Genomic DNA, 26,275 nt, shown 5'->3' with positions numbered 1-26,275 from the left:
TTCAATGAAATTGGCCCGAGGTCCAGGCCGGTGGGTCATTGTTTGCTATTGATTTGGTAGCAAACGGAGGGCAGGGCGCGTCAGAGCACCTCGCTCGCGAAGTCGGCCAGCCGTGAGCGCTCACCGCGCGCCAGCGTGATGTGGCCGCTGTGCGGCCAGCCCTTGAACTTGTCGACCGCGAAGGTCAGGCCCGACGAGCCTTCGGTGAGGTAGGGCGTGTCGATCTGCGCGAGGTTGCCCATGCAGATGATCTTGGTGCCCGGGCCCGCGCGTGTGATCAGCGTCTTCATCTGCTTGGGCGTGAGGTTCTGCGCCTCGTCGATGATCACGTACTTGTTGAGGAAGGTGCGCCCGCGCATGAAGTTCATGCTCTTGATCTTGATGCGGCTGCGGATCAGCTCGTTGGTGGCGGCGCGGCCCCATTCGCCGGCGCTGGTCTCGGTCTTGGCCAGCACCTCGAGGTTGTCGTCCAGCGCTCCCATCCAGGGGCCCATCTTTTCCTCTTCGGTGCCGGGCAGGAAGCCGATGTCCTCGCCCACGCTCACGGTGGCGCGGGTCATGATGATCTCGGTGTAGCGGCGGTCGTCCAGCACCTGGGTCAGGCCCGAGGCCAGCGCCATCAGCGTCTTGCCGGTGCCGGCGGTGCCGGTCAGCGTGACGAAGTCGATCTCCGGGTCGGTCAGCAGGTTCATCGCGAAGTTCTGCTCGCGGTTGCGCGTGGTCACGCCCCAGACGGCGTTCTTGAGATGGCCGTAGTCCTTGAGGGTCTTGAGCACGGCGGTCTTGGCGCGGATTTCGGTGACGCGCGCATACAGGCTGGGCTCGCCGGGCGACTCGAAGTAGACGAACTGGTTGATCAGCAGGCTGGGCACGATCGGGCCGCTGATGCGGTAGTAGGTGTGGCTGCCGCTTTGCCAGCTCTCCATGGTCTTGCCATGCCGGGCCCAGAAATCGCCCGACAGGGCCAGCGCGCCCGAATAGAGCAGATCGCCGTCTTCGAGCGTCTTGTCGTTCTGGTAGTCGTCGGTGGCCAGGCCCAGGGCGCGCGCCTTGACGCGCATGTTGATGTCCTTGGACACCAGCACCACCTCGCGCGGCGCGTACTGCTGGCGCAGGGCTTCCACCACGCCGAGGATCTGGTTGTCGGCCTTGCCCTGCGGCAGGCTGGTGGGCAGCGTGTAGTTCAGCGGCTGGGTCTGGAAGAACAGCTTGCCGCCGGCCTCGCGGTGGCCGGTGGTGTCGAGCTTGAGCCCGGCGGCGATGTCCGCGCCCTGGGCGCCGGCCAGGGCGTCGAGCGTGCGGCTGGTCTGGCGCGCGTTGCGCGCAACCTCGGTCATGCCCTTCTTGTGGCCGTCGAGCTCTTCGAGCACGATCATGGGCAGGAAGATGTCGTGCTCCTCGAAGCGGAACAGGCACATCGGGTCGTGCATCAGCACATTGGTGTCGAGCACGAACAGCTTGGTCGGGCCGGTGGGCCGGGCTTTTTTGGGCTTGGCCGCGGGCTGCGCGGCGCTGGCGGGGCGCTTCTTCGCGGGGGCCGGGCTGCTCTTGGCGGTGACCGCAATCGCTTCGTCGAACAGCGCCGCAGGATGCTCGCCGCCGCCGGAGCGCGGGTCGAACAGGTCCAGCGCCTGCGGTTTCTCAGCCAGCGGGCTGTCGGTGAACTGGGCCTCCGATTTTCGCGATGCCTTGGAAGGATTCCGGGCCGGGGCCTCGTAGGCCTCCGGCGAGAGCAGGGCGGCGCGCTTGGTGGGGGCGGGTGGCAATGGCATAAGGCGGGTTGCTCACAAAAAGGGGAAACAAAAAGCGAAAAAGCCGCCTGGCGAGCCGGGCGGCTTTTTCGGATTCAGCGGTGATGACGCGCGGCGTCGGGATCAACGGCATGAATTCATTATGCACAAGTCCGGTGACGCTTCAACCTCCGTTGTTGCAAAACGTCAGGCGGCCTTTTTCAGGGCCTTGACGGCCTTGAGGACTTCGTCCACATGGCCCGGCACCTTGAGGCCGCGCCACTCGTGCTTGAGGATGCCGTCGGCGCCGATCAGGAAGGTGCTGCGCTCGATGCCCTTGACCTTCTTGCCGTACATGATCTTGTTCTTGACCACGCCGAACATGTGGCACATCTTCTCTTCGGTGTCGGCGATCAGCTCGAAGGGCAGCTCGAGCTTGGCCTTGAAGTCGTCGTGCGACTTCATGTTGTCGCGCGACACGCCGAACACGGTGGCGCCGGCCTTCACGAAGTCCTTGTACTTGTCGCGGAACTGCATGGCCTCGGTGGTGCAGCCGGGGGTGTTGTCCTTGGGGTAGAAGTACAGCACCAGGGTCTGGCCAAGGTGGGAAGTGTTGGAGACTTTGATGCCGCCGGTGGCGTTCGCTTCAAATTCGGGGATGGGTTTGTTGACAACGATCGCCATGGAATTTGTATCTCTGCTAGTGTCCCTGAAGACAGGTTTTCTCGTTGCGACATGGGGACCGGATGTCCCTCTGCAACCCGTGATTTTACCCTGAAACGGGGTCTAGCCCCCTCGGAGGGTCAGCCGGGCTGTTCCAGCAGCAGGGCCGCGATCACGCTACGGCCTTCGCCGGCGAGGATGTTGTAGGTGCGGCAGGCCGCCTGGGTGTCCATGGTCTCCAGGCCGATGCGCCGGGCGATCAGGGGCTGCAGCCAGGCCGGTTGCGGAAAGCGCAGGCGCTCGCCGCTGCCGAAGATCACGAGTTCGGCATCGAGCCCGGCCAGTTGCGCGAAATGTGCCGCGGTGAGGTCGGCGAAGCTCGCGCAAGGCCAGTCCAGCCGCTGCCCCTTGGAACCGATGACGACGCTGGCGGTGATTTTCTCGGCGCCCACGCCGACCCAGCCCGGGCCGTAGCCGCTGATGGACGGAACGTCGAATTTGTCGGGTTGCAGCTTCATGGTGCACGCAGGCGGGAAAGGGGGATGTTGCGCTGCACTAAAACCGCGCAGAACTGTGGTCAAATTATACGTTTCGCCCGTTGAAACGCCCTGTGGAGGGACTTTGAAGACCATCCGGAAATCCGCCAAGCTCGCCAACGTCTGCTACGACATCCGTGGCCCCATCATGGATCGCGCCAAGCAGATGGAAGAGGACGGCCAGAAAATCATCAAGCTCAACATCGGCAACCTCGCCGTGTTCGGCTTCGACTCGCCCGAGGAAATCCAGCAGGACATGGCCCGCAACCTGCCCAACTCGGCGGGCTACTCCGACAGCAAGGGCATCTTCGCGGCGCGCAAGGCGGTGATGCACTACACGCAGCAGCAGGGCATCAAGGGCGTGACGCTGGACGACATCTACCTGGGCAACGGCGCCAGCGAGCTGATCGTGATGGCCGTCAACGCGCTGCTCAACGATGGCGACGAGCTGCTGCTGCCTGCGCCCGACTACCCGCTGTGGACGGCCGCGGCCAGCCTCTCGGGCGGCACGCCGGTGCACTACCGCTGCGACGAGGCCAATGGCTGGATGCCCAACCTCGACGACATCCGCAGCAAGATCACGCCCCGGACCAAGGGCATCGTGGTCATCAACCCGAACAACCCGACCGGCGCGCTCTACTCCGACGAGCTGCTGAAGGCCATCGTGGCCCTGGCGCGCGAGCACGGCCTCGTGATCTTCGCCGACGAGGTCTACGACAAGGTGCTGTACGACGGCGTCAAGCACACGGCCATCGGTTCGCTCAGCGAGGACGTGCTGACGCTGACCTTCAACTCGCTGTCCAAGAGCTACCGCTCCTGCGGCTACCGCGCGGGCTGGCTGGTGGTGTCGGGCGACAAGAAGCCGGCGCGCGACTACATCGAGGGCCTCAACATGCTCTCGAACATGCGCCTGTGCGCCAACGTGCCGGGCCAGTGGGCGATCCAGACCGCCCTGGGCGGCTACCAGAGCATCAACGACCTGGTCTGCGAGGGCGGGCGCCTGCGCCGCCAGCGCGACCTGGCGTATGAGCTCATCACCGCGATCCCGGGCGTGAGCTGCGTCAAGCCCACGGCGGCGCTCTACATGTTCCCCCGGCTCGACCCCAAGGTCTACCCGATCGAGGACGACCAGCAGTTCTTCCTGGAACTGCTGCAGGAAACCCGGGTCATGCTGGTGCAGGGCTCGGGCTTCAACTGGCCGGACACCGACCACTTCCGCATCGTGTTCCTGCCGCACGAGGACGACCTGCGCGAAGCCATCGGGCGCATTGCCAAATTCCTCGAGAACTATCGAAAACGTAGCGCCCGATGACCACCGGGTGCGGACTTCCAGCACTTTTGATTCGAAAAACGAGATGAAACCAATCCAAGTAGGCCTGCTCGGCATCGGCACCGTGGGCAGCGGCACCTTCAACGTGCTCCGGCGCAACCAGCAGGAGATCGAGCGCCGGGCCGGCCGCGGCATCGAGATCACCATGGTGGCCGACCTCGACGTGGCGCGCGCCAAGGCCATCGTGGGCGAGGGCGTGCAGGTGGTGAACGATGCGCGCGCCGTGATCGCCAACCCCGAGATCGACATCGTGATCGAGCTGATCGGCGGCTACGGCATCGCCAAGGCCCTGGTGCTGGAAGCCATCGCGGCCGGCAAGCATGTGGTCACGGCCAACAAGGCGCTGCTCGCCGTGCACGGCAGCGAGATCTTCGCGGCCGCCTCGGCCCGGGGCGTGATGGTGGCGTTCGAGGCCTCGGTGGCCGGCGGCATCCCCATCATCAAGGCGCTGCGCGAGGGCCTCACGGCCAACCGCATCCAGTGGATCGCCGGCATCATCAACGGCACCACCAACTTCATCCTGTCCGAGATGCGCGACAAGGGGCTGGACTTCGACGTGGTGCTCAAGGAAGCGCAGCGCCTGGGCTACGCCGAGGCCGATCCCACCTTCGACATCGAGGGCGTGGACGCGGCCCACAAGGCCACCATCATGAGCGCCATCGCCTTCGGCATCCCGGTGCAGTTCGACAAGGCCTACGTCGAGGGCATCACCAAGCTGGGCGCGGCCGACATCCGCTACGCCGAGCAGCTTGGCTACCGCATCAAGCTGCTGGGCATCACCAAGCGCACCGACAAGGGCGTGGAGTTGCGCGTGCACCCAAGCCTGGTGCCGACCAAGCGCCTGATCGCCAACGTCGAGGGCGCGATGAACGCCGTCGTGGTGCAGGGCGACGCCGTCGGCACCACGCTCTACTACGGCAAGGGCGCGGGCGCCGAGCCCACGGCCAGCGCCGTGATCGCCGACCTGGTGGACATCGCGCGCCTGCACACGGCCGACCCCGAGCACCGCGTGCCGCACCTCGCGTTCCAGCCGCACACGCTGAACCAGGCCATGGACAGCCTGCCGGTGCTGCCGATGAGCGAGGTGGTGACGAGCTACTACCTGCGCCTGCGCGTGGCCGACGAGGCCGGCGTGCTGGCCAAGGTCACGGGCCTCCTGGCCGCGGCCGGCATCAGCATCGACGCCGTGCTGCAGCGCGAGGCCGACGAGGTGGGCGGCGAGGGTTCCACGCAGACCGACCTCATCATCCTCACGCACGACACGCGCGAAGGCACGATGAACGAGGCCATCGCGCAGATGCAGGCCCTGCCCACGGTGCTGGCGCCGATCACGCGCATCCGCAAGGAAGAATTGAATTGAACCACCCCCAGGCTGCGCGCACTGCGTGCCGCTTCGCCTCCCCCCTCAAGGGGGCAACACCAGCGGCCCGGCAAAGCCGGTTCCGCGGTGTTTCGCGAACAGGCCGCGCTGCGCGGGCCGACCGGGTTCATCGGCTATGGCTGGCGCGATGCGCCATGGAAAACTGAGATGCTTTATTTATCTACGCGCGGCGACCCGCAGCGGCGCCACTTCTGCGAGATCCTGCTCGAGGGCCTGGCGCCCGACGGCGGCCTGTACCTGCCCGAGCGCTACCCGCAGGTCGATGCGGCCACGCTCGCGCGCTGGCGCGGCCTGTCCTATGCCGAGCTGGCGTTCGAGATCCTGTCCCTCTACATCGACGACATCTCCGCGGCCGACCTGAAGGCGATCTGCGCCAAGACCTACACCGAGGAAGTCTTCGGCACGAAGGCCATCGTGCCGCTCAAGAAGCTCGAGGACGGCCTGTACCTCGAAGCCCTGTCCAACGGCCCCACGCTGGCCTTCAAGGACATGGCCATGCAGCTGCTGGGCCATCTGTTCGAGTATGAGCTGGCGCGCCGCGGCGAGCAGCTCAACATCCTGGGCGCGACCAGCGGCGACACCGGCAGCGCGGCCGAGTACGCGATGCGCGGCAAGCACGGTGTGCGCGTCTTCATGACCAGCCCGCACGGCCGCATGAGCCCGTTCCAGCAGGCCCAGATGTTCAGCCTGCAGGATGCCAACATCCACAACATCGCCATCACCGGCGTGTTCGACGACTGCCAGGACATCGTCAAGGCCGTCTCCAACGACCTGGACTTCAAGCGCAAATACAAGATCGGCACGGTCAACTCCATCAACTGGGCGCGCCTGCTGGCGCAGGTGGTGTACTACTTCGCGGGCTACCTGCAGGCCACGAAGTCCAACACCGAACGGGTCAGCTTCACCGTGCCCAGCGGCAACTTCGGCAACGTCTGCGCCGGCCACGTGGCGCGCATGATGGGCCTGCCGATCGCCCACCTGGTGGTGGCCACCAACGAGAACGACGTGCTCGACGAGTTCTTCCGCACCGGCGTCTACCGCGTGCGCGGCGCAGCCGACACGCACGAGACCTCCAGCCCCTCGATGGACATCTCCAAGGCCAGCAACTTCGAGCGCTTCGTGTTCGATCTGGTCGGGCGCGACGGCGCCCGGACGCAGGACCTGTTCGGCGCGCGGCTCGCGCGCGAAGGCCGCTTCGATCTCGGCGCCGACCCGGGGTTCGCGCAGGCGGCGGCGCGCTACGGCTTCGCCAGCGGCAAGAGCACCCATGCCGACCGCCTGGCCACGATCCGCGACACCTTCGAGCGCTTCGGCGTGATGATCGACACCCACACAGCCGACGGCCTCAAGGTGGCGCGCGAGCACCGCGATGCCGCCGTGCCGATGATCGTGCTGGAGACCGCGCTGCCGATCAAGTTCGCCGAAACCATCGTCGAGGCCCTGGGCCGCGAACCCGAGCGCCCGGCCCGTTTCGCGGGCATCGAGGCCCTGCCCAAGCGCGTGCAGGTGATGGAGGCCGATGTGGCCGCCGTCAAGGCCTACATCGTGCAGATTTGTGGCTGAAATGGCCGGATGTCCGGGCCGGGTGGTTATTTGTTGCTATCAATTCAGTAGCAATCGGCGAGACCCGGCATGAACGTCGTTGGCTTCGCGGGCTACTCGGGCTCGGGCAAGACCACCCTGGTGGAGCGCCTGATTCCTGCGCTCAAGGCCCGCGGCCAGCGGGTCTCGGTGGTCAAGCATGCCCACCACAGCTTCGACATCGACCAGCCGGGCAAGGACACCTGGCGGCACCGCGAGGCCGGTGCTTTCGAGGTGGTGGTGGCGTCGAGCCGCCGCCTGGCGCTGATGCGCGAGTTCGAGCAGCCGGCGCAGCTCTCGGTGCACCAGCTGATCGCCGAGCTCTACGACGGCGTGGACTGGGTGCTGGTAGAGGGCTTCAAGGACAGCGACCTGCCCAAGGTCGAGGTCTGGCGTGCCGCCGCCGGCCAGCCGCACCGCTACGCCGATGACGACTTCATCGTGGCCATTGCCACCGATTCGCCCGAACGCCTGCCCGAGCCCACCTTGCGGCCGGTGCTGGATTTGAACGACGCCGACGCCCTGGCCGCCTGGTTGATCGACAATGGCGGGCGCTTTGTCTACCACCCCGGGATATCCGCATGAACGCTCCGCGCGCACCGCTCAAGCCGCTTGACGAGGCCCTGGCCGACCTGCTGGGCCATGCCGCGCCGCTGGCCGGCGACGACACCGTGTCCGTGTTCGAGGCCGACGGCCGCGTGCTGGCCGAGAACGCCGTCTCCGCGCTGCACGTGCCGCCGCAGGACAACAGCTCGATGGACGGCTATGCCGTGCGCTGCGCCGATGCGGCCCGCGCGGGCGCCGTGCTGCGCGTGACGCAGCGCATCCCGGCGGGCGCGTCGGGCCATGCGCTGGAGCCCGGCACCGCGGCGCGCATCTTCACCGGCGCGCCGCTCCCGCCCGGCGCCGACGCCGTCGTGATGCAGGAGGACACCGAGGCGGTGGGCGAGTCGCAGGTGCGCCTGCTGGCCGTTCCGCCGGCCGGGCAATGGATCCGCCGCGCCGGCGAGGATGTGGCGCAGGGCACCGTGGTGCTCTCAAAAGGAGAGCGCCTCACGCCCGCTGCGCTTGGACTTGCGGCCAGTATCGGCCTGGATTCGCTGCGCGTGAGCCGGCGCCCGCGGGTGGCGCTGTTCTCCACCGGCGACGAGCTGGTGATGCCCGGCGAGGTGCCGCCCGAGGCCATGAAGCCCGGTGCCATCTACAACTCCAACCGCTTCTTCCTGCGCGCGTTGCTGCGGCGCCTGGGCTGCGAGGTGACGGACCTGGGCATCGTGCCCGACGACCGCGCGGCCACCGTCGAAGCGCTGCGCGGCGCGGCGCGCGGCCACGACCTGATCCTCACCAGCGGCGGCGTCTCGGTCGGCGAGGAAGACCACATCAAGCCGGCCGTGCAGTCGCTCGGCTCGCTCGACCTGTGGCAGATCGCCATCAAGCCCGGCAAGCCGTTCGCCTATGGCCGGGTCGGCACCGCGCATTTCATCGGCCTGCCGGGCAACCCGGTGTCGAGCTTCGTCACCTTCCTGCTGCTGGTGCGGCCGTTCCTGCTGAAGCTGCAGGGCGCGCGCGAGCTGCTGCCGCGGTCCCAGGCGATGCCGGCCCATTTCAGCTGGCCGCGTGCCGACAAGCGCCGCGAGTTCCTGCGCGTGCGGCGCAACGCCGAGGGCGAGCTCGAGCTGTTTGCGAACCAGAGCTCGGGCGTGCTGACCTCGACGGTCTGGGGCGACGGCGTGGTCGACAACCCGCCCGGCCAGACCATCGCACCCGGCGACACGGTGCGCTTCATTGCATTCGCGGAGCTGCTGGCATGAGCCATGGCCTCCAAGCTCCGCCGATGAAAAGGATCACGGTGCGCTATTTCGCCTCGATCCGCGAGGCCGTCGGCCGGCCCGGCGAGACGCTGGAGACGCAGGCCGCCACGCTGGCGGCCCTGCGCGACGAACTGGTCGCGCGCGGCGGCGCCCATGCCGCCAGCCTGGCGCGCGGCAAGGCGGTGCGCATGGCGCTCGACCAGGCCATGGCCGACGAGTCGGCCGGGCTCGCCGACGGTGCCGAAGTGGCGTTCTTCCCGCCCGTCACGGGCGGCTGACGGCCAGCGCCTGCAGGCGCTCGCGCAGCATCGGCGTGGCCGGCGTCATCGGCGCGCGCAATTCATCGCACAGCCAGCCCTGGCCGGCCAGCACGGCCTTGAGCGGCGCCGGATTCGGCTCGGCGAACAGCGCCTCGATCAGCGGCACCAGCGGCCGCCAGAGCGCCCGCGCCTGCGCCAGCTCGCCTTGCGCCAGCGCGGCCAGCACCGCGGCGAACTGCGCCGTCTGCAGGTGGGCGCTGGCCGCGATGGCGCCGGCGCCGCCCTGCGCCACCGTGCTGAAGATCTGCAGGTCTTCGCCCGCCAGCACCTGCAGCCGCCCGTCGGCGATCAGGGCCAGCGTCTTGGCCGCATCGCCGCCGCAGTCCTTGACGGCGCGGATGTTCGGGTGGCTCGCCAGCGCCAGCAGCGTGTCGCGCTGGATCGCGACGCCCGTGCGGTAGGGGATGTCGTAGACGATCAGCGGCACCGGGCTGGCATCGGCCAGCGCGCCGAACCAGTCGAGCAGGCCCGCCTGCGAGGGGCGGACGTAGCCGGGCGCCGGCATCAGCAGGCCGGCCAGCGGGCGCGAGGCCAGCGTGCGGACCCAGGCCCGCATCTCGGCGAGGTGGTAGCCGCTGGCGCCCATCACCACGGGCAGGCCTGGCGTGGCGTCGAGCACGGTGTCGAGCGCGCCGAGCTGCTCGGCCGTGTCGAGCGCCGCGGCCTCGCCGGTCGAGCCGCAGACGACGAAGCCCGCAACGCCCTGCGAGCGCAGGTGCTGCGCCAGCCGGTGCAGCGCCGCGTGGTCCACGGCGCCGCCGCGAAACGGGGTGACCAGGGGAACCCACAGGCCGGAGAAATCGGTGGAGGTAGAAGACACGCATCAATCCTTTCGAACAACGACCGGTGAAAGAACCGTCGTGCGGATGCGCGAGGAGGGCCGGGCAGGGGACAGGGCAGATCGGTTCCATCGCTCATCTGAGGACGGAACCGCAGCCCCGGTCAGACGAGCTGTGGTTTTTTGGCTTTGGCGACGCCCCGGGCCGCTGCACGGGCGGTGCAGGCGGTGGTGAAGAGGGTGGCGTCAACCATGTGCCCAGTATAGGGGCAGCGGCCGCCTTGCCGCGCGGCCGCGCGTTGCGTCATTCGTCCGCGGGCCGGGGTTGCTGTTCTGCGATCAGCATCTCGGTGCTGATCTCGGAGCCGGACAGCATGTGCTCGTACATGATCTGGCGGACCGTCGCGTGGTCCCGGGCCGTGAGGGCATTGGCCAGCGCCAGATGCTCGGCCATCGCCTCGCCCCAGCGCGCCAGGTGCATGGTCGAGCGAAAGCGCTCGCGCCGCACCCGCGCATTGAGGTTGTTGTAGTTTTCTTCGAGCAGCGGGTTGCGCGCATAGCGCACCAGGCTCTCGTGGATGCACTGGTTCAGCGCGAAGTACTGGGCCCGGTCGCCGCGCTTGAAGGCGCTGTCCAGAGAGTGCGTCAGCGCAACGATGGTCGACAGCTCCTGGTCGGTGGCGCGCCGCGAGGCGAGGTCGGCCGCCGTCATCTCGAGCCCGGCGACCAGATCGAACAGGTGGCGGATGTCGGTCTCCGACAGGGCCTTGACGTAGGCGCCGCGGCTGGGCGGCAACTCGATCAGGCCCTCGCCCGCCAGGGACCGGAAGGCTTCCCGCAGCGGCGTGCGTGAAATCTTCAGCTGCTCCGTGAGGCTGGTTTCATTGAGGCGCTCGCCGGGCGCCAGCTCGCCCGAAAAAATCATCTGCCGCAGCCGCTCCAGGGCAAAGGTGTGGAGCGCCTTGCGCGAGGTGGACCAGCGTGGCGCGAGCGCCGTGTCGGTGTCGTTGTCGGGGGGCATGAACGGGTGGGGTGGGGGACTCGGTCGGACTGCCAGTTTAGCGGCTTGGCTCTTTTCTCTGAAATTATTGAATACAATAAATTGCCAAAAATGCCTTTATTTGCCAAAATATTGAATACAACAATATTGTTTTTCTTCTTTGAATGCAACTTTGCAAAGGTGTCTATGAAACTGTTCAAGTCCCTGCCTGCGCTGGCCCTGAGTCTGTTGAGCTCGGTGGCCATGGCCCAGCAATTCCCTGAAAAGGCGCTGCAGTACACGGTGCCGTTCCCGGCCGGGGGTGAGTCCGACGTGGTGGCGCGGTTCCAGCAGGACGCCCTGCGCCGCCTGCATGGCAAGGACATGGTCATCCTCAACAAGGCCGGCGCCGGCGGGGGCCTGGCCTGGGGCCAGATCAACAGCCTGCCGGCCGATGGCTACAACGTGGTCAGCGTGAACCTGCCGCACATCGTGCTGCAGCCGCTCGAAGGCCAGGTGCAGTACAAGACCGAGGACATCAAGTCGGTCTATTTCTACACCTACACCCCCGACGCCCTGATCGTCCCGGCGGACAGCCCGTACAAGACGCTGCAGGACCTGGTGCGCGCGGCCAAGGAGCGTCCGGGCACGCTCATGATCGGCGGCACCGGAACCAATTCGGCCAACCACCTGGCCGCCGCCCGCCTCAACCAGATCACCGGCATCAGCACCACCTACGTGCCGTTCAAGGGCTCGGGCGATCTGAACCCCATGCTGCTGGGCAGCCACATCCAGGCCATGATGAGCTACACCACCGCGGCCTTCCAGCTCAAGGACAAGGTGCGGGTGCTGGCCGTGGCCATGCCGGCGCGGCACCCGAGGCTGCCCGGCGTGCCGACCTTCAAGGAACTCGGCATCGACTGGGTGGATGGTGCTTACCGCGGCGTGGCCGTGCCCCGGAACACGCCAGTGGAGATGCAGCGCAAGCTGGCGGCCCTGTTTGCCGAAATCAACCGCGAGCCGGAGTACCAGCAGAAGATGGCGGCCGCCGGCTTCGAGCTGGTGGATGTTGCACCGGCCGGCATCGATGCCTTCATGGCCGAGCGTTCCAAGGGCTACCTGGCCGTGGCCAAGAGCATGGGCCTGATCAAATGACCGAGGCACCGACGGGCCTTGTGGGGGACGCGCGCTACCCCGTGGATTTTGAATCGGCGCGCCGGCAGTTTCCCGCCGCCCTGCGCCAGACCTACCTCAACATCGGCTCCAAGTCGGTCCTGTCCGATGCCGCGCATGCGGCGGCGCTGGCGTCGATCGGGCTGACCTGGCAGGGCACGGACGACAAATCCTCCGACAACGAGGCCGCGCTGCAGCAGGTGCGCGGCAAGTTCGCGCGACTCATCGGGGCGGCCTCGGGCAACGATGTCGCGTTCACCAAGAACGTGACGGAAGGGCTGAACGCGGTGGCGTCGGCGATGGCGTTCGAGGCGGGCGACAACGTGGTGTTGTGCCCCGAGCTGGAGCATCCCAACAACGTCTACCTGTGGCTGGCGCTGCGCCAGCGCGGCGTCGAGCTGCGCATGGTGCCGGCGCGCGGGGACGGCATCGACGAGGCCGCCTTTGCCGCGGCCATCGACGCGCGCACGCGCATCGCCACCGTGTCGTCGGTGACGTTCACCCCGGGCTACCGGACCGATCTGCAGCAGATCAGCCGCGCCTGCCGCCGGCATGGCGCGCTGTTCCTGGTCGATGCGGTGCAGTCGGCGGGCGTGCTCGACCTCGACGTGCAGCGCGAGGGCATCGACGCGCTCGCCACCTCGACCAGCAAGGGCCTGCTGGGCCTGTTCGGCCTGGGGCTGCTCTATGTCCGGCCCGAGTGGGCCGAGCGCCTGACGCCGGCCGCGATCGGGCGCTACAGCGTGGTGCGCGGCGCGGGGCATCAGTCGGAGCTGGAGAGCTTCGACTACGCGCTGCTGCCCGATGCGCGCCGCTTCGAGGCCGGCAACTACAACTGGCCCGGGGTGGCGGCGCTCGACGCCTCGCTGAGCGGCCTGCTGGCGCTCGGCATCGCCCGAATCGACGCCCACGCCTGCGGGCTGGCGGCCGAGTTGCGCGAGGCGCTGGGGCATGCCGGCCTGCCGGTCTGCCGCGCGCCCGGCCGGGACCGCGAGACGCATCTGGTCACCGTGGGACACATGGGGCAGGGCGATGGCTACTCGTCCAGCGATCCGGTGCTGAACGCGTTCGCCGCGCGGCTGCGCGAAGCAGGGGTCAAGTTCAACGTGAGGCGGGGCCTGCTGCGTTTCGGTTTTCACTGCTACAGCGATGCGGAGGACGTGCGCACGGTGCTGGGCGCCTTGCGCGGCTAGCCGGCAGCGCCCACGCGCCCATGTCTGCCTGGGCGCAGTGGCAGAATCGGCTTCATGTCTGCTGCCCGCGTCCTGATCACCGCTGACGACTTCAATCTCGCCGACGAGGTGGCCCGGCTGCGCGCCGGCGACGCGCGGGTGGGCGCCGTCTGCGCGTTCGTCGGCACGGTGCGCGACCGCAATGACGGCGTGGGCGTGGCCAGCCTGGAGCTCGAACACTACCCCGGCATGACCGAGAAGGCCATCGAGGCCATGATCGACGAGGCGCATCGGCGCTTCGACATCCTGGCGGCGCGCGTGATCCACCGCATCGGCCTGCTGCAGCCGCAGGACCAGATCGTGCTGGTGGCCGTGACCTCGCCGCACCGGGGCGAGAGCTTCCAGGCCTGCGAGTTCCTGATGGACTACCTCAAGACCCAGGCCCCGTTCTGGAAGAAGGAGCAGACGCCGGCCGGCGCGCGCTGGGTCGATGCGCGCCAGAGCGACGACGAGGCCATGAAGCGGTGGCAGGAATCGCGGCCCGGCGCCGGCTGAGGTGGCATTCTTCGCGCGCCGGTTGAGATCGGTGCGAAGCCCGGGGCTCGGTTGACTCAGTTGAGATAGCGCGGCCTGTCCGCCGGCTCGGCCGCCGGGCGCGTAACGGAGGCCGGCACCGGCTCGGTCCATCCCGACTGCTGCAGTGCGTGGTCCAGCAAATGCGCAAAACCATGCGTGAGCGACGGCTCCAGCGCCATCTGGAAGCCGCGTGCCTGCGCGACGCCGGGCAACTGCTCCTGAAAGCTCCACTGCAACTGGCCGGTGCCCAGCGGCGTGAGCTGCACCTCGGTGACCAGCAGCGGCTCGGAACCCAGCGGCAGCGAGGCCGGCCGCTCACGGTAGGGGGTGGTGAAGTCCGCCTGCCGCAGGGTTTCTTCCTTCTGGAACTCGGCCATCTTCTTTCCGGCGGGGCTGTCCGGGGCCCGCGGCGCGGCGGCGGGTGGCTGCACGGCCTGCCCGGCCACGACCCGCTCGAGCATCGGCCGCAGCGCCAGCGCCAGACGCCGCGTCAGCCACAGGCGTAACTCCTCGCCGGCCGTGGTGTTGATGCGGACCAGGAGGCGGTCCTGCTCGCTGCTGTACTGGACAGACAGCTGATGAATGTTCATTCTGTTGATTTTAGTCAGCCCGCACTGGCCCGCATGGCTTGAAATCCCCTGGACCAGCCCTAGGTTTGTACAAGTTGGAGATATTTCATGCGTTTGGACAAACTCACCACCAAATTCCAGGAAGCCCTCAGTGACGCCCAGTCGCTGGCCCTGGGCAACGACCACGCCTACATCGAGCCCGTGCACCTGCTGGCCGCCATGCTGCGCCAGGAGGACGGCCCGCGCGCGCTGCTGCAGCGCGCCGGCGCCAATGTGCAGGGCCTGCAGACCGCGGCCGAGGCTGCGCTCAAGCGCCTGCCCCAGGTCGAGGGGCAAGAACAGGTGCAGGTCGGCCCCGAGCTGGGCAAGCTGCTGCAGGCCACCGAGAAGGAGGCCATCAAGCGCGGCGACCAGTTCATTGCCAGCGAGCTGTTCCTGCTGGCCGTGGCCGATGCCAAGGGCGATGTCGGCAAGCTCGCCAAGGAATACGGCCTCACGCGCAAGTCGCTGGAGTCGGCCATCGACGCCGTGCGCGGCGGCCAGAACGTCAACAGCGCCGAGGCCGAAGGCCAGCGCGAGGCGCTCAAGAAATACTGCATCGACCTGACCGAGCGCGCCCGCATTGGCAAGCTTGACCCCGTGATCGGCCGCGACGACGAGATCCGCCGCGCCATCCAGGTGCTGCAGCGGCGCACCAAGAACAACCCCGTGCTGATCGGCGAGCCCGGTGTGGGCAAGACCGCCATCGTCGAAGGCCTCGCGCAGCGCATCGTCGCGGGCGAGGTGCCCGATTCGCTCAAGGGCAAGCGCGTGCTGTCGCTCGACATGGCCGCGCTGCTGGCCGGTGCCAAGTATCGCGGCGAGTTCGAGGAGCGCCTCAAGACCGTGCTCAGCGAGCTGGCCAAGGATGAGGGCCAGACCATCGTCTTCATTGACGAGCTGCACACCATGGTGGGCGCGGGCAAGGCCGAGGGCGCGATGGATGCGGGCAACATGCTCAAGCCGGCGCTGGCGCGCGGCGAGCTGCACTGCGTGGGTGCGACCACGCTGGACGAGTACCGCAAGTACATCGAGAAGGACGCCGCACTCGAGCGCCGCTTCCAGAAGATCCTGGTGGGCGAGCCCACGGTGGAGGCGACCATCGCCATCCTGCGCGGACTGCAGGAAAAATACGAGGTGCACCACGGCGTGGAGATCACCGACCCGGCCATCGTAGCCGCGGCCGAGCTGTCCCACCGCTACATCACCGACCGCTTCCTGCCCGACAAGGCCATCGACCTCATCGACGAGGCCGCGGCCAAGATCAAGATCGAGATCGACTCCAAGCCCGAGGTCATGGACAAGCTCGACCGCCGGCTGATCCAGCTGCAGATCGAGCGCGAAGCGGTGCGCCGCGAGAAGGACGAGGCCTCGCAGAAGCGCTTCGACCTGATCGAGGAAGAGATCGCCAAGCTGCAGAAGGAAATCGCCGACCTCGACGAGATCTGGCAGGCCGAGAAGGCGCAGGCCCAGGGCAGCGCCCAGATCAAGGAAGAGATCGACAAGCTCAAGTTCCAGATCGAGGAGTTCACCCGCAAGGGCGATTTCAACAAGGTGGCCGAGCTGCAGTACGGCCGGCTGCCCGAGCTGGACAAGCGCCTCAAGGAGGCGCAGGCCAAGGAAGCGAAGAAGGGCAGCGCCAGCGCGCCCAAGCTGCTGCGCACCCAGGTCGGCGCGGAAGAGATCGCCGAAGTGGTGGCGCGCGCCACCGGCATCCCCGTGGCCAAGCTGATGCAGGGCGAGCGCGACAAGCTGCTCGTCATGGAAGACAAGCTGCACGAGCGCGTGGTGGGGCAGGACGAGGCGATCACCGCCGTCGCCAATGCCATCCGCCGCTCGCGCGCGGGCCTGTCCGACCCGAACCGCCCCACCGGCTCCTTCCTGTTCCTCGGCCCCACGGGCGTGGGCAAGACCGAGCTGTGCAAGGCGCTCGCGGGCTTCCTGTTCGACAGCGAAGACCACCTGATCCGCATCGACATGAGCGAGTTCATGGAGAAGCACTCGGTCGCCCGCCTGATCGGCGCGCCGCCGGGCTACGTGGGCTACGAGGAAGGCGGCTACCTCACCGAAGCCGTGCGCCGCAAGCCCTACAGCGTGGTGCTGCTCGACGAGGTGGAGAAGGCCCACCCCGACGTGTTCAACGTGCTGCTGCAGGTGCTGGACGACGGCCGCCTGACCGACGGCCAGGGCCGCACCGTGGACTTCAAGAACACGGTGATCGTGATGACCAGCAACATCGGCTCGCACATGATCCAGGCCATGGTGGGCAAGCCCTCCGACGAGATCCGGGATGCGGTGTGGGACGAGCTCAAGAACCATTTCCGCCCCGAATTCCTGAACCGGATCGACGAGACGGTGGTGTTCCACGCGCTCGATGCCAAGCACATCGAGTCGATCGCGAAGATCCAGCTGCGCATCCTCGAACAGCGGCTGCAGAAGATGGACCTCGCGCTGCAGGTGTCCGACACCGCGCTGGCCGAGCTGGCCAAGGTCGGCTTCGATCCGGTGTTCGGCGCACGGCCGCTCAAGCGCGCGATCCAGCAGCGCATCGAGAATCCGCTGAGCAAGCTGATCCTCGAGGGCCACTTCCCGCCCAAGAGCGTGGTGCCGGTGGAGGTGGACCCGATCCGTGAGCCCGGCGTGTTCAAATTCGGGCATACGGTGCACTGAGTCTTGAAAGGATGCATGTTGTGAGCGATTTGCTGGCGGGCATGGCCCGCTTGGTGCTGCGCCTGCTGCTGGTGGCGATGGGGCTGGTCTTTGCGGCCAGCCTGTTCGTGGCCGTGGCGGTGCTGGCTTGTCTCTGGTTCCTGAGGGCGCTCTGGGCCCGGCTGACCGGCCGGCCTGTCACGCCCTGGGTCATGCGGGTCGACCCGCGTGCGGGCTGGAGCCGTTTCTATCAGGCGGGCCCGCGTCCGCCCTCGGCGTCGCCGGCACCGGCCGGCGGCCCGGTGAGCGGCCGCACGCTGCAGGATGTGACGGACGTGGAGCCCAAGGAGCCGCGCGGCTGATCCCCTTGGCCGCTTCAGGGCCGTTGCCGGTTGGGTTTTCCGGCTTTTTTTCGGTACGCTGTCGAAATCCGCTATGGCCGGGCGTCATTGTCATGACGGCGCATGTCGCGCCGCCATCACCCTGAAGGAGATTTCCATGCAATACCTGTTGTTGATCTACGGCGACGAAACGGCCCGGCAACAAGCCAGCGAGGCCGACGTGGGCCAGACCATTGCCGCCTACACGGCCTATACCGAGGCGCTGCAGAAGGCGGGCATCCTGAGCGGCAGCAATCGCCTGCGGCCCAGTGCCGATGGCACCACCGTGCGCGTGGCCAACGGCAAGACCGAGGTGCTCAACGGGCCCTACGCCGAGACCCGGGAGCAACTGGCCGGCTACTACCTGATCGACGTGCCCGATCTCGACGCCGCGCTCTCGTGGGCGGCGCGCTGCCCCGGCGCCAGCCAGGGCACGATGGAAGTGCGCCCGATCTGGGTGATGTCGCGGTAAGCCGCGCCCATGCCCTCACCGGACAGCGCGGCCGCTGCCCAGGCCGCCACCGAGGCGGCCGCGCGCCGCAGCTATGGCAAGCTGGTGGCGTTCCTGGCGGCGCGCACGCGCGACGTGGCAGGGGCCGAGGATGCGTTGTCCGAGGCCTTCGCGGCGGCGCTGGCCGACTGGCCCGTCCATGGCGTCCCGCGCAGCCCCGAGGCCTGGCTGCTGGCGGTGGCGCGCCGCAAGCTGATCGACGCTTTTCGCTTGCGGCGCCATGGTGAAGAGGCCGCCGCCACCCTGGCGCTGATGGCCGGGATGGCCAATGGCGAAGACGATGCCGCGGTGCCCGACGAGCGGCTGGCGCTGATGTTCGCCTGTGCCCACCCGGCCATCGAGGCCGCCGTGCGCGCGCCGCTGATGCTGCAGACCATTCTCGGTTTCGATGCCGCCGCCATCGCCTCGGCGTTCCTGGTGGCGCCGTCCACCATGGGCCAGCGGCTGGTGCGCGCCAAGGCCAAGATCCGGCAGGCCGGGATTCCCCTGCGGGTGCCGGAGCGAACCGAGCTGCGCGAGCGCCTGGACACGGTGCTCGATGCCATTTACGCCGCCTACGCGCAGGGCTGGTCCGACCCGGCCGGCACCGAGGCCCGCCGCCGCAACCTGGCCGAGGAGGCGATCTGGCTCGGCCGGCTCGCGGCCTCGCTGCTGCCCGGCGAGCCCGAGGCGCTGGGCCTGCTGTCGCTGATGCTGCATGCCGAAGCCCGGCGCCCGGCCCGGCGCGATGCGCAAGGCGACTACGTGCCGCTGGCCGAACAGAGCCCCGCCTTGTGGGACGCGCCACTGATGGCCGAGGCCGAGGCGCTGCTGCTGCAGGCCAGCGAGCAGGGCGCGGTGGGGCGCTTCCAGCTCGAGGCCGCCGTGCAGTCGGTGCATGCGGCGCGCCGGCGCACCGGTACCACCGACTGGGCCGCCATCGAGCGGCTCTACGCCGCCCTCGCGGCCCTCACCGGCTCGCCCGTGGTGGCGATCAACCGCGCGGTGGCGCTGGCCGAAATGCACGGCCCCGCGGCGGGCCTGGCCGCGCTCGATGCGCTGGCCGGCGATGCGCGCCTGGCGGACTACCAGCCGTACTGGGCCGCCCGCGCCGGGCTGCTGGCGCGCAGCGGCCAGTCGGGCGCGGCGAACCAGGCGTACGAGCGGGCCATCGGCCTGGAGAGCGATCCGGCGGTGCGGCGCTTCCTGCAGCAGCGCCAGGCCGGGCTTCGCTGAAGCGGCCCGGGCGTGGCCCCTGTCAGTGGGCCTGGAGCGCTGGGTGCGGGCTCGCCGGCTCGCACCAATGGATTTCCACCGTGGTGTGGGCGATCTCCGGGTGGATGGCCAGCTGCTGGCGCACGCGGTCGGGCGTGAGCTGCGGGTCGTGGGTCACCAGCGTCAGCGCGCAGGCATAAGCGTTGCGCCCGACGCGCCAGACGTGCAGGTCGGCGATGCGGGTCTCGTGCGGGTCGCCCGGGAACTCCAGCGCCTCGCGGATTTCGGCCACCACCGGATGGTCCATCTCGCGGTCCAGCAGCACGCGGCCGGTTTGCCGCATCAGGCCCCAGGCCCAGAGCGTGACCAGCACCGCGCCCGCGATGCCCATCGCCGGGTCGAGCCAGGTCCAGCCCAGCCACCAGCCGCCGGCGAGCGCGGCGATCGCCAGCACCGAGGTGGCGGCGTCGGCCAGCACGTGCAGGTAGGCCGATTTGAGGTTCAGGTCTTCATGGGGCGCGTCATCGTGGCCATGGCCGTGGTGATGGTCATGCGCATGGCCGTGGTGGTGGTCGTGCCCCTTCGCGTGCGAACCCGACAGCACGCCCGCGCACACCAGGTTCACCAGCAGCCCCGCCACCGCCACCACCATGGCTTCCAGGTAGTGCACCGGCTGCGGCTGCAGCAGGCGCTCCAGCGAGGCCACCACCATCAGTGCCGCGACGCCGAGCAGCAGGATCGCGCTGGCGAAGCCGCCGAGGATCTCGATCTTCCAGGTGCCGAAGGCGAAGCGCGGGTCGCGCGCGTAGCGCCGCGCGGCGGCATAGGCGAAGGCGCTCAGGCCGATGGCCACGGCGTGCGAGCTCATGTGCCAGCCGTCGGCCAGCAGGGCCATGGAGTTGAACCACCAGCCGGCGGTGATTTCCACCACCATGGCCACCAGCGTGATCCACATCACGGCGCGCGTGCCGCGCTCGGCGGACTCGCTGGCGCTGTGGAAGGCGTGGTCATGGGTCCAGTCGTTCAGGTGTTCGACGTGCATGATGCGGCTCCGGTGATCGATCTGTGCCCATCATACGACGCGGACCGGTCACCGGACTGCTACTGTTTTAATAGCATTGAATGACCGCCCCACCTGGACTATGGGGTGTTTTTCCTCAGAAAGTGGCTCGGGGACTGTCCCATGGCGGCCTTGAACATGGCCGAGAAGGCGCTGTCGCTGGCATAGCCGCTGGCGGCCGCCACCCGGCTCACGGGCGTGCCGCGCGACAGCAGCGGCAGGGCGTGCGCCAGGATGGCCTGCTGGCGCCATTGCTGGTAGCTCAGGCCCAGCTCCTCGCGGAACAGGCGCGCCACGGTGCGCTCGCTGGCGCCGATGTCGGCCGCCCAGTCGGCCAGGGTGGCGCGCTCGGACGGCGCCTGCAGCACCGCCTCGCACAGCGCGCGCAGCCGCTTGTCGCGCGGCAGCGGCACGCCCAGCGCCTGGGTGTCGGCATGGGTCAGTTCGTCGAGCACCAGGCCGGTCAGCATCGCTTCGCGCGCGCCGGCCATCGGCATGTCCAGTGCATGGATCAGCTCGCGCAGCAGCGCCGACACCACCAGCACGCGGCAGCCGCCCCAGCCTTCGGGCGTGGCGCTGGCGTCGATGTAGAGCGTGCGGAACTCGGCCGCCTCCAGCACCGTGATGGCGTGGCGCGCGCCGGGCGCGATCCAGACCGCGCGCGACGGCGGCACGATGTAGGTGATTTCTTCGGGCGTGGCGGCCGTCACCTGCACCATGCCGGTGGCGCAATAGGCGAGCTGGGCCCAGGCATGGCGATGCGGCTCGAAATGGGCGTCGGCCGGCATGGTGCGGGCCCGCACGCGCACCGGCCGCTGCGGGCTGGGCGTGAACGGGTCGGTGTCGCCCAGCGGCGTGAACTGGATGCGGGGGGTGCGGGGCATGGCGTTTGGCGGAAAATAGCGGATACCTGTCTTTTTGTCGCATTTCGGCAGAACAAGCCGATACTACGATAGCGCCATGAGCACTTCAACCACCGCGAATCTTTCCCCCATGGGCGGCGTTCCGCTGCGCCAGGATGCCGGCGTCATCGGCCTCGTGGGCATCGCGCACCTGATCAGCCACTACAGCCAGTTGCTGCTGGCGCCGCTGTTTCCCTGGCTCAAGGAGGCGTTCAATGCCAGCTACGCCGAGCTCGGCTTCCTGATGACGATCTTCTTCGTGGTGTCGTGCGCGGTGCAGACGCTGTCGGGCTTCGTGGTCGATCGTTTCGGGCCGCGGCCGGTGCTGTTCGGCGGCCTGGCCCTGCTGGGGCTGGCGGCGTTCGGCTTCTCCCTCAGCACCAGCTACTGGATGATGGCCGGCTTCTCGGTGGTGGCCGGTGTGGGCAACGGCGTGTTCCACCCGGTGGACTACACGCTGCTCAACCGCAAGGTGAGCGCGCCGCGCCTGGGCCACGCCTACAGCGTGCACGGCATCACCGGCAGCCTGGGCTGGGCGCTGGCGCCGGCCATGCTGGTGCCGATTGCCATGGCGTTCTCCTGGCGCGTGGCGCTGGCCAGCGCGGGCACGCTGGCCTTCGTGGTGCTGGTGATCCTGGTGCTCAACCGCGACAAGCTCTCGCTGCCGGCGGCCGCGCCGGCCAAGGGCGCGCACCCCGCCCAGGGCGCGGGCAACCTGGATTTCCTGAAGATCCCCGCCGTGTGGATGTGCTTTGCCTTCTTCTTTTTCTATGCCGTGGCGCTCAGCGTGGTGCAGGCCTTCGCGCCCGAGGCGGCGCGCCAGCTGCACGGCGTGCCGGTGTCGCTGGTGGCGATGTGCCTCACGATCTACATGGTGTGCAGCGCGGGCGGCATGGTGCTGGGCGGTTTTCTCGCCTCTGACCCGGCGCGCTGCGAGCGCATCGTGGGCCTGGGCTTCGGCGTGGCCGCCTGCATTGCGCTGGTGATCGGCTTTGCCGATGTGCCGGGGCTGGCCGTGCCGGCGCTGTTCGGCGCCATGGGTTTCTCGGCTGGCATTGCCGGGCCGTCGCGCGACCTGCTGGTCAAGCGCTCCACGCCAGAGAACGCCACCGGCCGGGTCTATGGCGTGGTCTATTCGGGCCTGGACATCGGCCAGGCGATCGCGCCGCTGATCTTCGGCACGCTGATGGACCACCAGCAGTACCGCGGCGTGTGGCTCGGCCTCGTGCTGGTGCAGGGCGTGCTGATCGCCAGCGCCTTCAACGTGCGCCGTGCGCGCCGCACCTCGCTGGCCACGGCCTGACGCGGCCGCCGGTGCCGCCAGGGCGCCGGGCGGGTTTCCGTATAGTGGCGGCATGCTCTTCGCCATGGCCCTCCTTCTCCGGCGGCTGCACGCACGGCCACTGCTGTGCGGCGCCGTGCTCGCCCTCCACCTGCTGGGCGCCCACGCGCAGGCGCCGCTTGCCGACCGCCTGACGGGCGACGTCGGGGGCGCCGCCTACATCACGCCAAGCCCGGTGCGCGGCGTGAGCGACACGGCCATCGCGCTGCCCTATGCCTATGCCGACTGGGGGCGCTTCTTCGCGCGCGTCGACACCCTGGGCGTGAAGACGCTGCCGCTGGGCTATGGCTACCTCGAACTGGCGGCGCGCATCAGCTTCGAGGGCTACCGGGCCGACGCCGCGAGCCTGCGCGGCATCAGCGACCGCCGCAACCCGCTGCCCATCGGCATCGGCACCTACCAGGAGACGCCGCTCGGCGGCTTCTTCCTCAATGCGTTCTACGACACCGCCTCGCGCGGCGCGCTGCTCGAGGCCAGCTACGCGGCCGAGCTGCCGGCTGGCCGCTGGACCTTCTACCCGCAGATCGGCGTGGAGCGCCGCAGCGCGCGCTACGTGAGCCATCTGTACGGCGTCACGTCCGCCGAGTCGGCGGCCAGCGGCTACGCGGCCTATGCGCCGGGCGCCTCCACCACGCCGGTGCTGGGCCTGGCAGCCGAGGTGCCGCTGGGTGGCCCCTGGCTGCTGAGCCTGCAGTGGCGGCGCAAGTGGTTCGACGCCGCGGTGCGCAACAGCCCGTTGGTCAATTCCCGCATGCAGGACACCGGGCTGATCGCGCTGGCCTACCGCTTCAAGTAGGGCCTGCGCACACCGCTTTTGCCGCTTATCCCGGCTTGTCGGCCGCCAGCAGCAGGAAGGGCGGGCTGCGCCGGTGCAGCGCGAGATCGGGCCGGCGCTCGATCGCGTCGGCTGCCGGTGCGGGCTCCAGCAGCCGCACCAGCCGCAGGCCAGCGTCGAGCAGGCCATTGACATAGGTGTCGGTGCAGCGGTGGTACTTGCGCACGCCGTCGATGAACCAGTGCGTGTCGCGCGCGCCCTCGTCGCGGTAGCCGTCCACCGGCCAGTGCTGCGGCTGGCCGTCGGGGCCGGCGTGCCATTGCTGAGCGGCGAGGGCAGTGCACATCGGGTGCTCGACCGAGAACGCCAGCCGCGCCCCGGGCGCCATCACCGAGGCGATGCGCGCGAGCGCATCGGCATAGTCGGGCACATAGTGCAGCGCGAGCGAAGACACCACCAGGTTGAACGGCGCGGCCCCGGGGGCGAGGCCCGGCCGGAGCGCCTCGACCGGCTGCTGGAGCCACTGGATGGGCAGCGCTGCCGGCGTGCGCGAGCGGGCCACCGCCAGCATGCGCTCCGAAGGGTCGAGCCCGACCACGGCACGCGCGCCGGCGCTGCAGGCCGCGCGCGCAAAGCCGCCGGCGCCGCAGCCCAGGTCCAGCACGCTCAGGCCGGCCAGCGACGGCGGCAGCAGCGAGGCCAGCGCGGGTTGCTCCAGCACCTCGTTGAGGCCCAGGCCGCTCTCGCGCAGCGCCGCGTAGCCCGCGAAGAAGCGGGGGTCGTCATAGATATTCTGCATGGGCCGCGCGCGCCTCAGGCGGCGGCCAGCAGCGCATCCACGCGGCGCAGGCCTTCGAGGGTCTTGACGCAGGCCTCGGCGGCTTCGGTGCCCTTGACCGCGAAGTGGCGCTGGAAGTACTTGCGGTGCTCCGCATGCTCGTGGAAATGGTGCGGCGTGAGCACGGCCGAGATCATCGGCACGCCGGTGTCGAGCTGAAGCGCCATCAGCGAGCTGACCACGGTGCTGGCGACGAACTCGTGGCGGTAGATGCCGCCGTCCACCACCAGCGCGCAGCACACCACGGCCGCATAGCGGCCCGAGGCGGCGAGGCGCTTGGCGTGCAGCGGAATCTCGAAGGCGCCGGGCACGTCGAGCACGTCGATGCGCGCGCGCGGCACGCCCAGGCGCTCCATTTCGGCGAGAAAGGCCTCGCGTGCCTGGTGCACGATGTCGGCATGCCATTGCGCCTCGACGAAGGCGATGCGCCGGTCGTCGGCCGGCGCCGTGGCGGAGGAGAGGGGAAGGTCGTTGAGCTGACTCATGGTTTGCCTTTTTGAAAGTCAAGGTGTTGCCTGAATCAGGGCGCACGAGCGCAAGGCGGGCGCGCGCCGGATGGCGCACGCCTGTGCCGAGGCGATCGCGCTCTCTTTCATCCGGACTGTGACCGTCGGCCCCGGAATCGCACCGGGTCTGCTGACCCCGAGCCCTTGGCGGGCTGCGGGCGCTCGCGGGCTTGTGCGGCCATTCCTCTTGCAAGGGGGCCGCCATCACCGCCGGTGGGGAGTTTCACCCCGCCCTGAGAACGCTTTGCTCCAGCTTGCGCTGAAGCAACGGCCATTCTAGGGAAAACGCGGAGTGCGCACTGTCGCGCACGGGGCAAGACCCTTGGCCGCGCCAGGGCCGCGGCTTCAGCGTTGGCCCAGAAACTGCGTCATGCGCTGCATCTCGTCGTCGAGCGCCGCGCGGTGGGCTGCACCGGCCGGCTTCCTGCCGGCATAGCCGAAGCTCGGCTGCAGCCGGCCCGCGGCGTTCGTCATCGTGGCCCAGCCGATCACGCGGTCGTGCCACAGCATCGGCAGCGCGTAGTAGCCGTACTGCCGTTTCGGCGCCGGCGTGTAGGCCTCGAACCTGTAGGTCCAGCCCCACAGCAGTTCGAAGCGGCGGCGGTCCCACACCAGCGGGTCGAAGGGCGCGAGCAGGCGCACGGCGTCGTCGGGCGCGTGCTTTCGCGAGACCGGGTTTTCATCGGCGGGCCAGTACCAGGTGGTGCCCTCGATGCAGCAGCTTGCGAGTTCTTCGCGGGCCAGCTTGAGAGCCGCCTGCGTCTGCGCGAACAGGTGCGGCGCGCCGTAGCCCAGCAGGCGCACGAGGTAGGTCAGGCTTGCGGCCGGCAGCGGTGCGTACTTGCGCACCACGAGGTCGATCAGGGCGGCAGCGCGTTGCGCGCGGCCGGCGGGGCTGTTGTCGGCGGGCGCATGCGCCACTGCTTCATAGACGCGCGTGCCGCTGTCGCGCCGCACCACGCGCAGCAGGCCGCGGTAGTGCAGGCCATCGAGCAGGTGCGTGCTTGCGTTGCTGGAGCCGCCCCAGTAGTTTTGGACGCGGCCATGCGCGAAGTGCTGCTCCACCTCGCGCGGGTGCGCCGGGCCGTGTTCCTGCACATAGGCCAGCACGTCGGCCGCCTTGCGCCGGGTGTCGGCGTCCCAGGCGCGCCTGGCCTCGCGCGGGTGCATCAGCGCCAGGTGTTCGCGCGGCAGGAAGCCGTAGTTGACGAGGCAGTCTTCCTCGACCGCCAGCCGGGTGTAGCGGCTTTCCAGGTCGCCCGCGCGGTAGTCCTTCACGCGGTGGCGCAGCGTGAGGTCCTGGGCACGCGCCGGTGCGCGGATCGGATCGGCCTGCACGAAGCCCAGGCGCCGGATCGCGCGCAGCAGTGTCGTGGGCGGGAACAGGGTGCGCGCCACGGCGTAGCGGCGCAGGTCGTCAAGGGTGGGGTCGGCCATGCGCTGAATTTCAGCACAGTGGGCGGGAGTCTGCCGAAGCTGG

General features: G+C 68.9%; 26 protein-coding genes and 1 riboswitch. Of the genes, 15 read left to right on the top strand and 11 right to left on the bottom strand.

Annotated elements, in window-relative coordinates:
- Positions 1-80: 80 nt before the first annotated feature.
- The 3 genes from MMF98_RS11210 to MMF98_RS11200 form a co-directional block, all read right to left on the bottom strand.
- Complete coding sequence (locus MMF98_RS11210; protein ID WP_243306351.1) at positions 81-1,772, bottom strand: PhoH family protein; 1,692 nt, start codon at positions 1,770-1,772, stop codon at positions 81-83.
- Between the two features lie 165 nt (positions 1,773-1,937).
- On the bottom strand, positions 1,938-2,414 hold the full coding sequence (locus tag MMF98_RS11205) for a peroxiredoxin (RefSeq protein ID WP_243306350.1): 477 nt from the start codon (positions 2,412-2,414) through the stop codon (positions 1,938-1,940).
- A 119-nt stretch (positions 2,415-2,533) separates the two neighbouring features.
- Entirely contained in the window at positions 2,534-2,911 is a 378-nt protein-coding gene (locus MMF98_RS11200; RefSeq protein WP_243306349.1) for an Mth938-like domain-containing protein, read from the bottom strand.
- 103 nt (positions 2,912-3,014) lie between these two features.
- On the opposite strand from MMF98_RS11200, the gene MMF98_RS11195 reads away from it, so the two are divergent.
- The 6 genes from MMF98_RS11195 (at position 3,015) to moaD (ending at position 9,310) form a co-directional block, all read left to right on the top strand.
- The gene (locus MMF98_RS11195) at positions 3,015-4,241 is read left to right on the top strand and encodes a pyridoxal phosphate-dependent aminotransferase (RefSeq protein WP_243306348.1); all 1,227 of its coding nucleotides are present in this window, start codon (positions 3,015-3,017) and stop codon (positions 4,239-4,241) included.
- Between the two features lie 43 nt (positions 4,242-4,284).
- A complete protein-coding gene (locus tag MMF98_RS11190) occupies positions 4,285-5,619 on the top strand; it encodes a homoserine dehydrogenase (RefSeq protein ID WP_243306347.1) in 1,335 nt (444 codons plus the stop codon).
- A 168-nt stretch (positions 5,620-5,787) separates the two neighbouring features.
- Positions 5,788-7,203, top strand: coding sequence for a threonine synthase (gene thrC, locus MMF98_RS11185; RefSeq protein ID WP_243306346.1), 1,416 nt, complete (start codon positions 5,788-5,790; stop codon positions 7,201-7,203).
- A gap of 69 nt (positions 7,204-7,272) precedes the next feature.
- Positions 7,273-7,806, top strand: coding sequence for a molybdopterin-guanine dinucleotide biosynthesis protein B (gene mobB, locus MMF98_RS11180; RefSeq protein WP_243306345.1), 534 nt, complete (start codon positions 7,273-7,275; stop codon positions 7,804-7,806).
- Positions 7,803-9,032 (top strand): molybdopterin molybdotransferase MoeA, encoded by a 1,230-nt coding sequence (locus tag MMF98_RS11175; protein WP_243306344.1) that lies wholly within the window; start codon positions 7,803-7,805, stop codon positions 9,030-9,032. Before mobB ends, MMF98_RS11175 begins: the two co-directional genes overlap by 4 nt.
- A gap of 23 nt (positions 9,033-9,055) precedes the next feature.
- A complete protein-coding gene (moaD, locus tag MMF98_RS11170) occupies positions 9,056-9,310 on the top strand; it encodes a molybdopterin converting factor subunit 1 (RefSeq protein WP_243306343.1) in 255 nt (84 codons plus the stop codon).
- Here moaD and dapA read toward each other — a convergent pair.
- Together dapA and MMF98_RS11160 are read right to left on the bottom strand one after the other, a co-directional pair.
- Positions 9,297-10,172: a 4-hydroxy-tetrahydrodipicolinate synthase gene (gene dapA / locus MMF98_RS11165; RefSeq protein ID WP_243306342.1), complete on the bottom strand. Its 876-nt coding sequence runs from the start codon at positions 10,170-10,172 to the stop codon at positions 9,297-9,299. The two genes, moaD and dapA, sit on opposite strands and share 14 nt — an antisense overlap.
- A gap of 262 nt (positions 10,173-10,434) precedes the next feature.
- Complete coding sequence (locus tag MMF98_RS11160; RefSeq protein ID WP_243306341.1) at positions 10,435-11,151, bottom strand: GntR family transcriptional regulator; 717 nt, start codon at positions 11,149-11,151, stop codon at positions 10,435-10,437.
- A 165-nt stretch (positions 11,152-11,316) separates the two neighbouring features.
- Between MMF98_RS11160 and MMF98_RS11155 the strand changes: the two genes are divergently transcribed.
- From MMF98_RS11155 to moaE, 3 genes are read left to right on the top strand one after another with little or no spacing between them, the layout of a single operon-like run.
- Positions 11,317-12,264 (top strand): tripartite tricarboxylate transporter substrate binding protein, encoded by a 948-nt coding sequence (locus MMF98_RS11155; RefSeq protein ID WP_243306340.1) that lies wholly within the window; start codon positions 11,317-11,319, stop codon positions 12,262-12,264.
- Complete coding sequence (locus tag MMF98_RS11150; RefSeq protein WP_243306339.1) at positions 12,261-13,475, top strand: aminotransferase class V-fold PLP-dependent enzyme; 1,215 nt, start codon at positions 12,261-12,263, stop codon at positions 13,473-13,475. Before MMF98_RS11155 ends, MMF98_RS11150 begins: the two co-directional genes overlap by 4 nt.
- Before the next feature lie 54 nt (positions 13,476-13,529).
- Positions 13,530-14,009 (top strand): molybdopterin synthase catalytic subunit MoaE, encoded by a 480-nt coding sequence (gene moaE, locus MMF98_RS11145; RefSeq protein WP_243306338.1) that lies wholly within the window; start codon positions 13,530-13,532, stop codon positions 14,007-14,009.
- A 56-nt stretch (positions 14,010-14,065) separates the two neighbouring features.
- Here the strand turns inward: moaE and MMF98_RS11140 are convergent, their stop codons facing one another.
- Positions 14,066-14,620 (bottom strand): hypothetical protein, encoded by a 555-nt coding sequence (locus MMF98_RS11140; RefSeq protein WP_243306337.1) that lies wholly within the window; start codon positions 14,618-14,620, stop codon positions 14,066-14,068.
- Positions 14,621-14,707: 87 nt separating this feature from the next.
- Here MMF98_RS11140 and clpB point away from each other — a divergent pair, with 87 nt between their 5' ends.
- The 4 genes from clpB to MMF98_RS11120 all read left to right on the top strand — a co-directional run bounded on the left by clpB (position 14,708) and on the right by MMF98_RS11120 (position 19,393).
- Positions 14,708-17,308 carry an ATP-dependent chaperone ClpB gene (gene clpB / locus MMF98_RS11135; protein ID WP_243306336.1) on the top strand — a complete coding sequence of 867 codons (2,601 nt, stop codon included), beginning with the start codon at positions 14,708-14,710 and terminating at the stop codon, positions 17,306-17,308.
- A 20-nt stretch (positions 17,309-17,328) separates the two neighbouring features.
- Positions 17,329-17,649: a hypothetical protein gene (locus MMF98_RS11130; RefSeq protein WP_243306335.1), complete on the top strand. Its 321-nt coding sequence runs from the start codon at positions 17,329-17,331 to the stop codon at positions 17,647-17,649.
- A 136-nt stretch (positions 17,650-17,785) separates the two neighbouring features.
- Positions 17,786-18,139 (top strand): YciI family protein, encoded by a 354-nt coding sequence (locus MMF98_RS11125; protein WP_243306334.1) that lies wholly within the window; start codon positions 17,786-17,788, stop codon positions 18,137-18,139.
- 9 nt (positions 18,140-18,148) lie between these two features.
- Positions 18,149-19,393, top strand: a complete 1,245-nt coding sequence (locus MMF98_RS11120) for an RNA polymerase sigma factor (protein ID WP_243306333.1) — start codon at positions 18,149-18,151, stop codon at positions 19,391-19,393.
- A 22-nt stretch (positions 19,394-19,415) separates the two neighbouring features.
- On the opposite strand, the gene dmeF is transcribed toward MMF98_RS11120, so the two are convergent.
- Positions 19,416-20,414 carry a CDF family Co(II)/Ni(II) efflux transporter DmeF gene (dmeF, locus tag MMF98_RS11115; protein WP_243306332.1) on the bottom strand — a complete coding sequence of 333 codons (999 nt, stop codon included), beginning with the start codon at positions 20,412-20,414 and terminating at the stop codon, positions 19,416-19,418.
- A gap of 98 nt (positions 20,415-20,512) precedes the next feature.
- Complete coding sequence (locus tag MMF98_RS11110) at positions 20,513-21,316, bottom strand: AraC family transcriptional regulator (RefSeq protein ID WP_243306331.1); 804 nt, start codon at positions 21,314-21,316, stop codon at positions 20,513-20,515.
- A gap of 76 nt (positions 21,317-21,392) precedes the next feature.
- Between MMF98_RS11110 and MMF98_RS11105 the strand changes: the two genes are divergently transcribed.
- Together MMF98_RS11105 and MMF98_RS11100 are read left to right on the top strand one after the other, a co-directional pair.
- Positions 21,393-22,637 carry an MFS transporter gene (locus MMF98_RS11105; RefSeq protein ID WP_243306330.1) on the top strand — a complete coding sequence of 415 codons (1,245 nt, stop codon included), beginning with the start codon at positions 21,393-21,395 and terminating at the stop codon, positions 22,635-22,637.
- A gap of 64 nt (positions 22,638-22,701) precedes the next feature.
- Positions 22,702-23,472, top strand: coding sequence for a MipA/OmpV family protein (locus MMF98_RS11100; RefSeq protein ID WP_243306329.1), 771 nt, complete (start codon positions 22,702-22,704; stop codon positions 23,470-23,472).
- Between the two features lie 25 nt (positions 23,473-23,497).
- Here the strand turns inward: MMF98_RS11100 and MMF98_RS11095 are convergent, their stop codons facing one another.
- The 3 genes from MMF98_RS11095 to MMF98_RS11085 form a co-directional block, all read right to left on the bottom strand.
- Positions 23,498-24,250, bottom strand: coding sequence for a class I SAM-dependent methyltransferase (locus tag MMF98_RS11095; protein WP_243306328.1), 753 nt, complete (start codon positions 24,248-24,250; stop codon positions 23,498-23,500).
- A gap of 14 nt (positions 24,251-24,264) precedes the next feature.
- A complete protein-coding gene (locus MMF98_RS11090; protein ID WP_243306327.1) occupies positions 24,265-24,774 on the bottom strand; it encodes a 6,7-dimethyl-8-ribityllumazine synthase in 510 nt (169 codons plus the stop codon).
- A 95-nt stretch (positions 24,775-24,869) separates the two neighbouring features.
- Positions 24,870-25,040, bottom strand: a riboswitch (FMN riboswitch).
- A gap of 100 nt (positions 25,041-25,140) precedes the next feature.
- Entirely contained in the window at positions 25,141-26,232 is a 1,092-nt protein-coding gene (locus MMF98_RS11085) for a DNA glycosylase AlkZ-like family protein (protein ID WP_243306326.1), read from the bottom strand.
- Between the last annotated feature and the right edge of the window lie 43 nt (positions 26,233-26,275).

Source organism: Variovorax terrae (assembly GCF_022809125.1).
Lineage (GTDB): Bacteria > Pseudomonadota > Gammaproteobacteria > Burkholderiales > Burkholderiaceae_C > Variovorax_A > Variovorax_A terrae.
The sequence above is the reverse complement of the archived record's forward strand: the minus strand, read 5'-3'. Positions and strand labels throughout refer to the sequence as shown.

Excerpts from the sequence above, each read along its gene's own strand:
- MMF98_RS11200 (WP_243306349.1), bottom strand. The coding sequence starts at position 2,911 with ATGAAGCTGCAACCCGACAAATTCGACGTTCCGTCCATCAGCGGCTAC.
- moaE (WP_243306338.1), top strand. The coding sequence starts at position 13,530 with ATGTCTGCTGCCCGCGTCCTGATCACCGCTGACGACTTCAATCTCGCC.
- MMF98_RS11100 (WP_243306329.1), top strand. The coding sequence starts at position 22,702 with ATGGCCCTCCTTCTCCGGCGGCTGCACGCACGGCCACTGCTGTGCGGC.
- moaD (WP_243306343.1), top strand. The coding sequence starts at position 9,056 with ATGAAAAGGATCACGGTGCGCTATTTCGCCTCGATCCGCGAGGCCGTC.
- MMF98_RS11085 (WP_243306326.1), bottom strand. The coding sequence starts at position 26,232 with ATGGCCGACCCCACCCTTGACGACCTGCGCCGCTACGCCGTGGCGCGC.
- MMF98_RS11110 (WP_243306331.1), bottom strand. The coding sequence starts at position 21,316 with ATGCCCCGCACCCCCCGCATCCAGTTCACGCCGCTGGGCGACACCGAC.
- clpB (WP_243306336.1), top strand. The coding sequence starts at position 14,708 with ATGCGTTTGGACAAACTCACCACCAAATTCCAGGAAGCCCTCAGTGAC.
- MMF98_RS11120 (WP_243306333.1), top strand. The coding sequence starts at position 18,149 with ATGCCCTCACCGGACAGCGCGGCCGCTGCCCAGGCCGCCACCGAGGCG.
- MMF98_RS11140 (WP_243306337.1), bottom strand. The coding sequence starts at position 14,620 with ATGAACATTCATCAGCTGTCTGTCCAGTACAGCAGCGAGCAGGACCGC.
- MMF98_RS11160 (WP_243306341.1), bottom strand. The coding sequence starts at position 11,151 with ATGCCCCCCGACAACGACACCGACACGGCGCTCGCGCCACGCTGGTCC.
- MMF98_RS11150 (WP_243306339.1), top strand. The coding sequence starts at position 12,261 with ATGACCGAGGCACCGACGGGCCTTGTGGGGGACGCGCGCTACCCCGTG.
- dmeF (WP_243306332.1), bottom strand. The coding sequence starts at position 20,414 with ATGCACGTCGAACACCTGAACGACTGGACCCATGACCACGCCTTCCAC.
- MMF98_RS11210 (WP_243306351.1), bottom strand. The coding sequence starts at position 1,772 with ATGCCATTGCCACCCGCCCCCACCAAGCGCGCCGCCCTGCTCTCGCCG.
- MMF98_RS11095 (WP_243306328.1), bottom strand. The coding sequence starts at position 24,250 with ATGCAGAATATCTATGACGACCCCCGCTTCTTCGCGGGCTACGCGGCG.
- thrC (WP_243306346.1), top strand. The coding sequence starts at position 5,788 with ATGCTTTATTTATCTACGCGCGGCGACCCGCAGCGGCGCCACTTCTGC.
- MMF98_RS11155 (WP_243306340.1), top strand. The coding sequence starts at position 11,317 with ATGAAACTGTTCAAGTCCCTGCCTGCGCTGGCCCTGAGTCTGTTGAGC.
- MMF98_RS11125 (WP_243306334.1), top strand. The coding sequence starts at position 17,786 with ATGCAATACCTGTTGTTGATCTACGGCGACGAAACGGCCCGGCAACAA.
- MMF98_RS11090 (WP_243306327.1), bottom strand. The coding sequence starts at position 24,774 with ATGAGTCAGCTCAACGACCTTCCCCTCTCCTCCGCCACGGCGCCGGCC.
- mobB (WP_243306345.1), top strand. The coding sequence starts at position 7,273 with ATGAACGTCGTTGGCTTCGCGGGCTACTCGGGCTCGGGCAAGACCACC.
- MMF98_RS11190 (WP_243306347.1), top strand. The coding sequence starts at position 4,285 with ATGAAACCAATCCAAGTAGGCCTGCTCGGCATCGGCACCGTGGGCAGC.
- MMF98_RS11105 (WP_243306330.1), top strand. The coding sequence starts at position 21,393 with ATGAGCACTTCAACCACCGCGAATCTTTCCCCCATGGGCGGCGTTCCG.
- MMF98_RS11205 (WP_243306350.1), bottom strand. The coding sequence starts at position 2,414 with ATGGCGATCGTTGTCAACAAACCCATCCCCGAATTTGAAGCGAACGCC.
- MMF98_RS11175 (WP_243306344.1), top strand. The coding sequence starts at position 7,803 with ATGAACGCTCCGCGCGCACCGCTCAAGCCGCTTGACGAGGCCCTGGCC.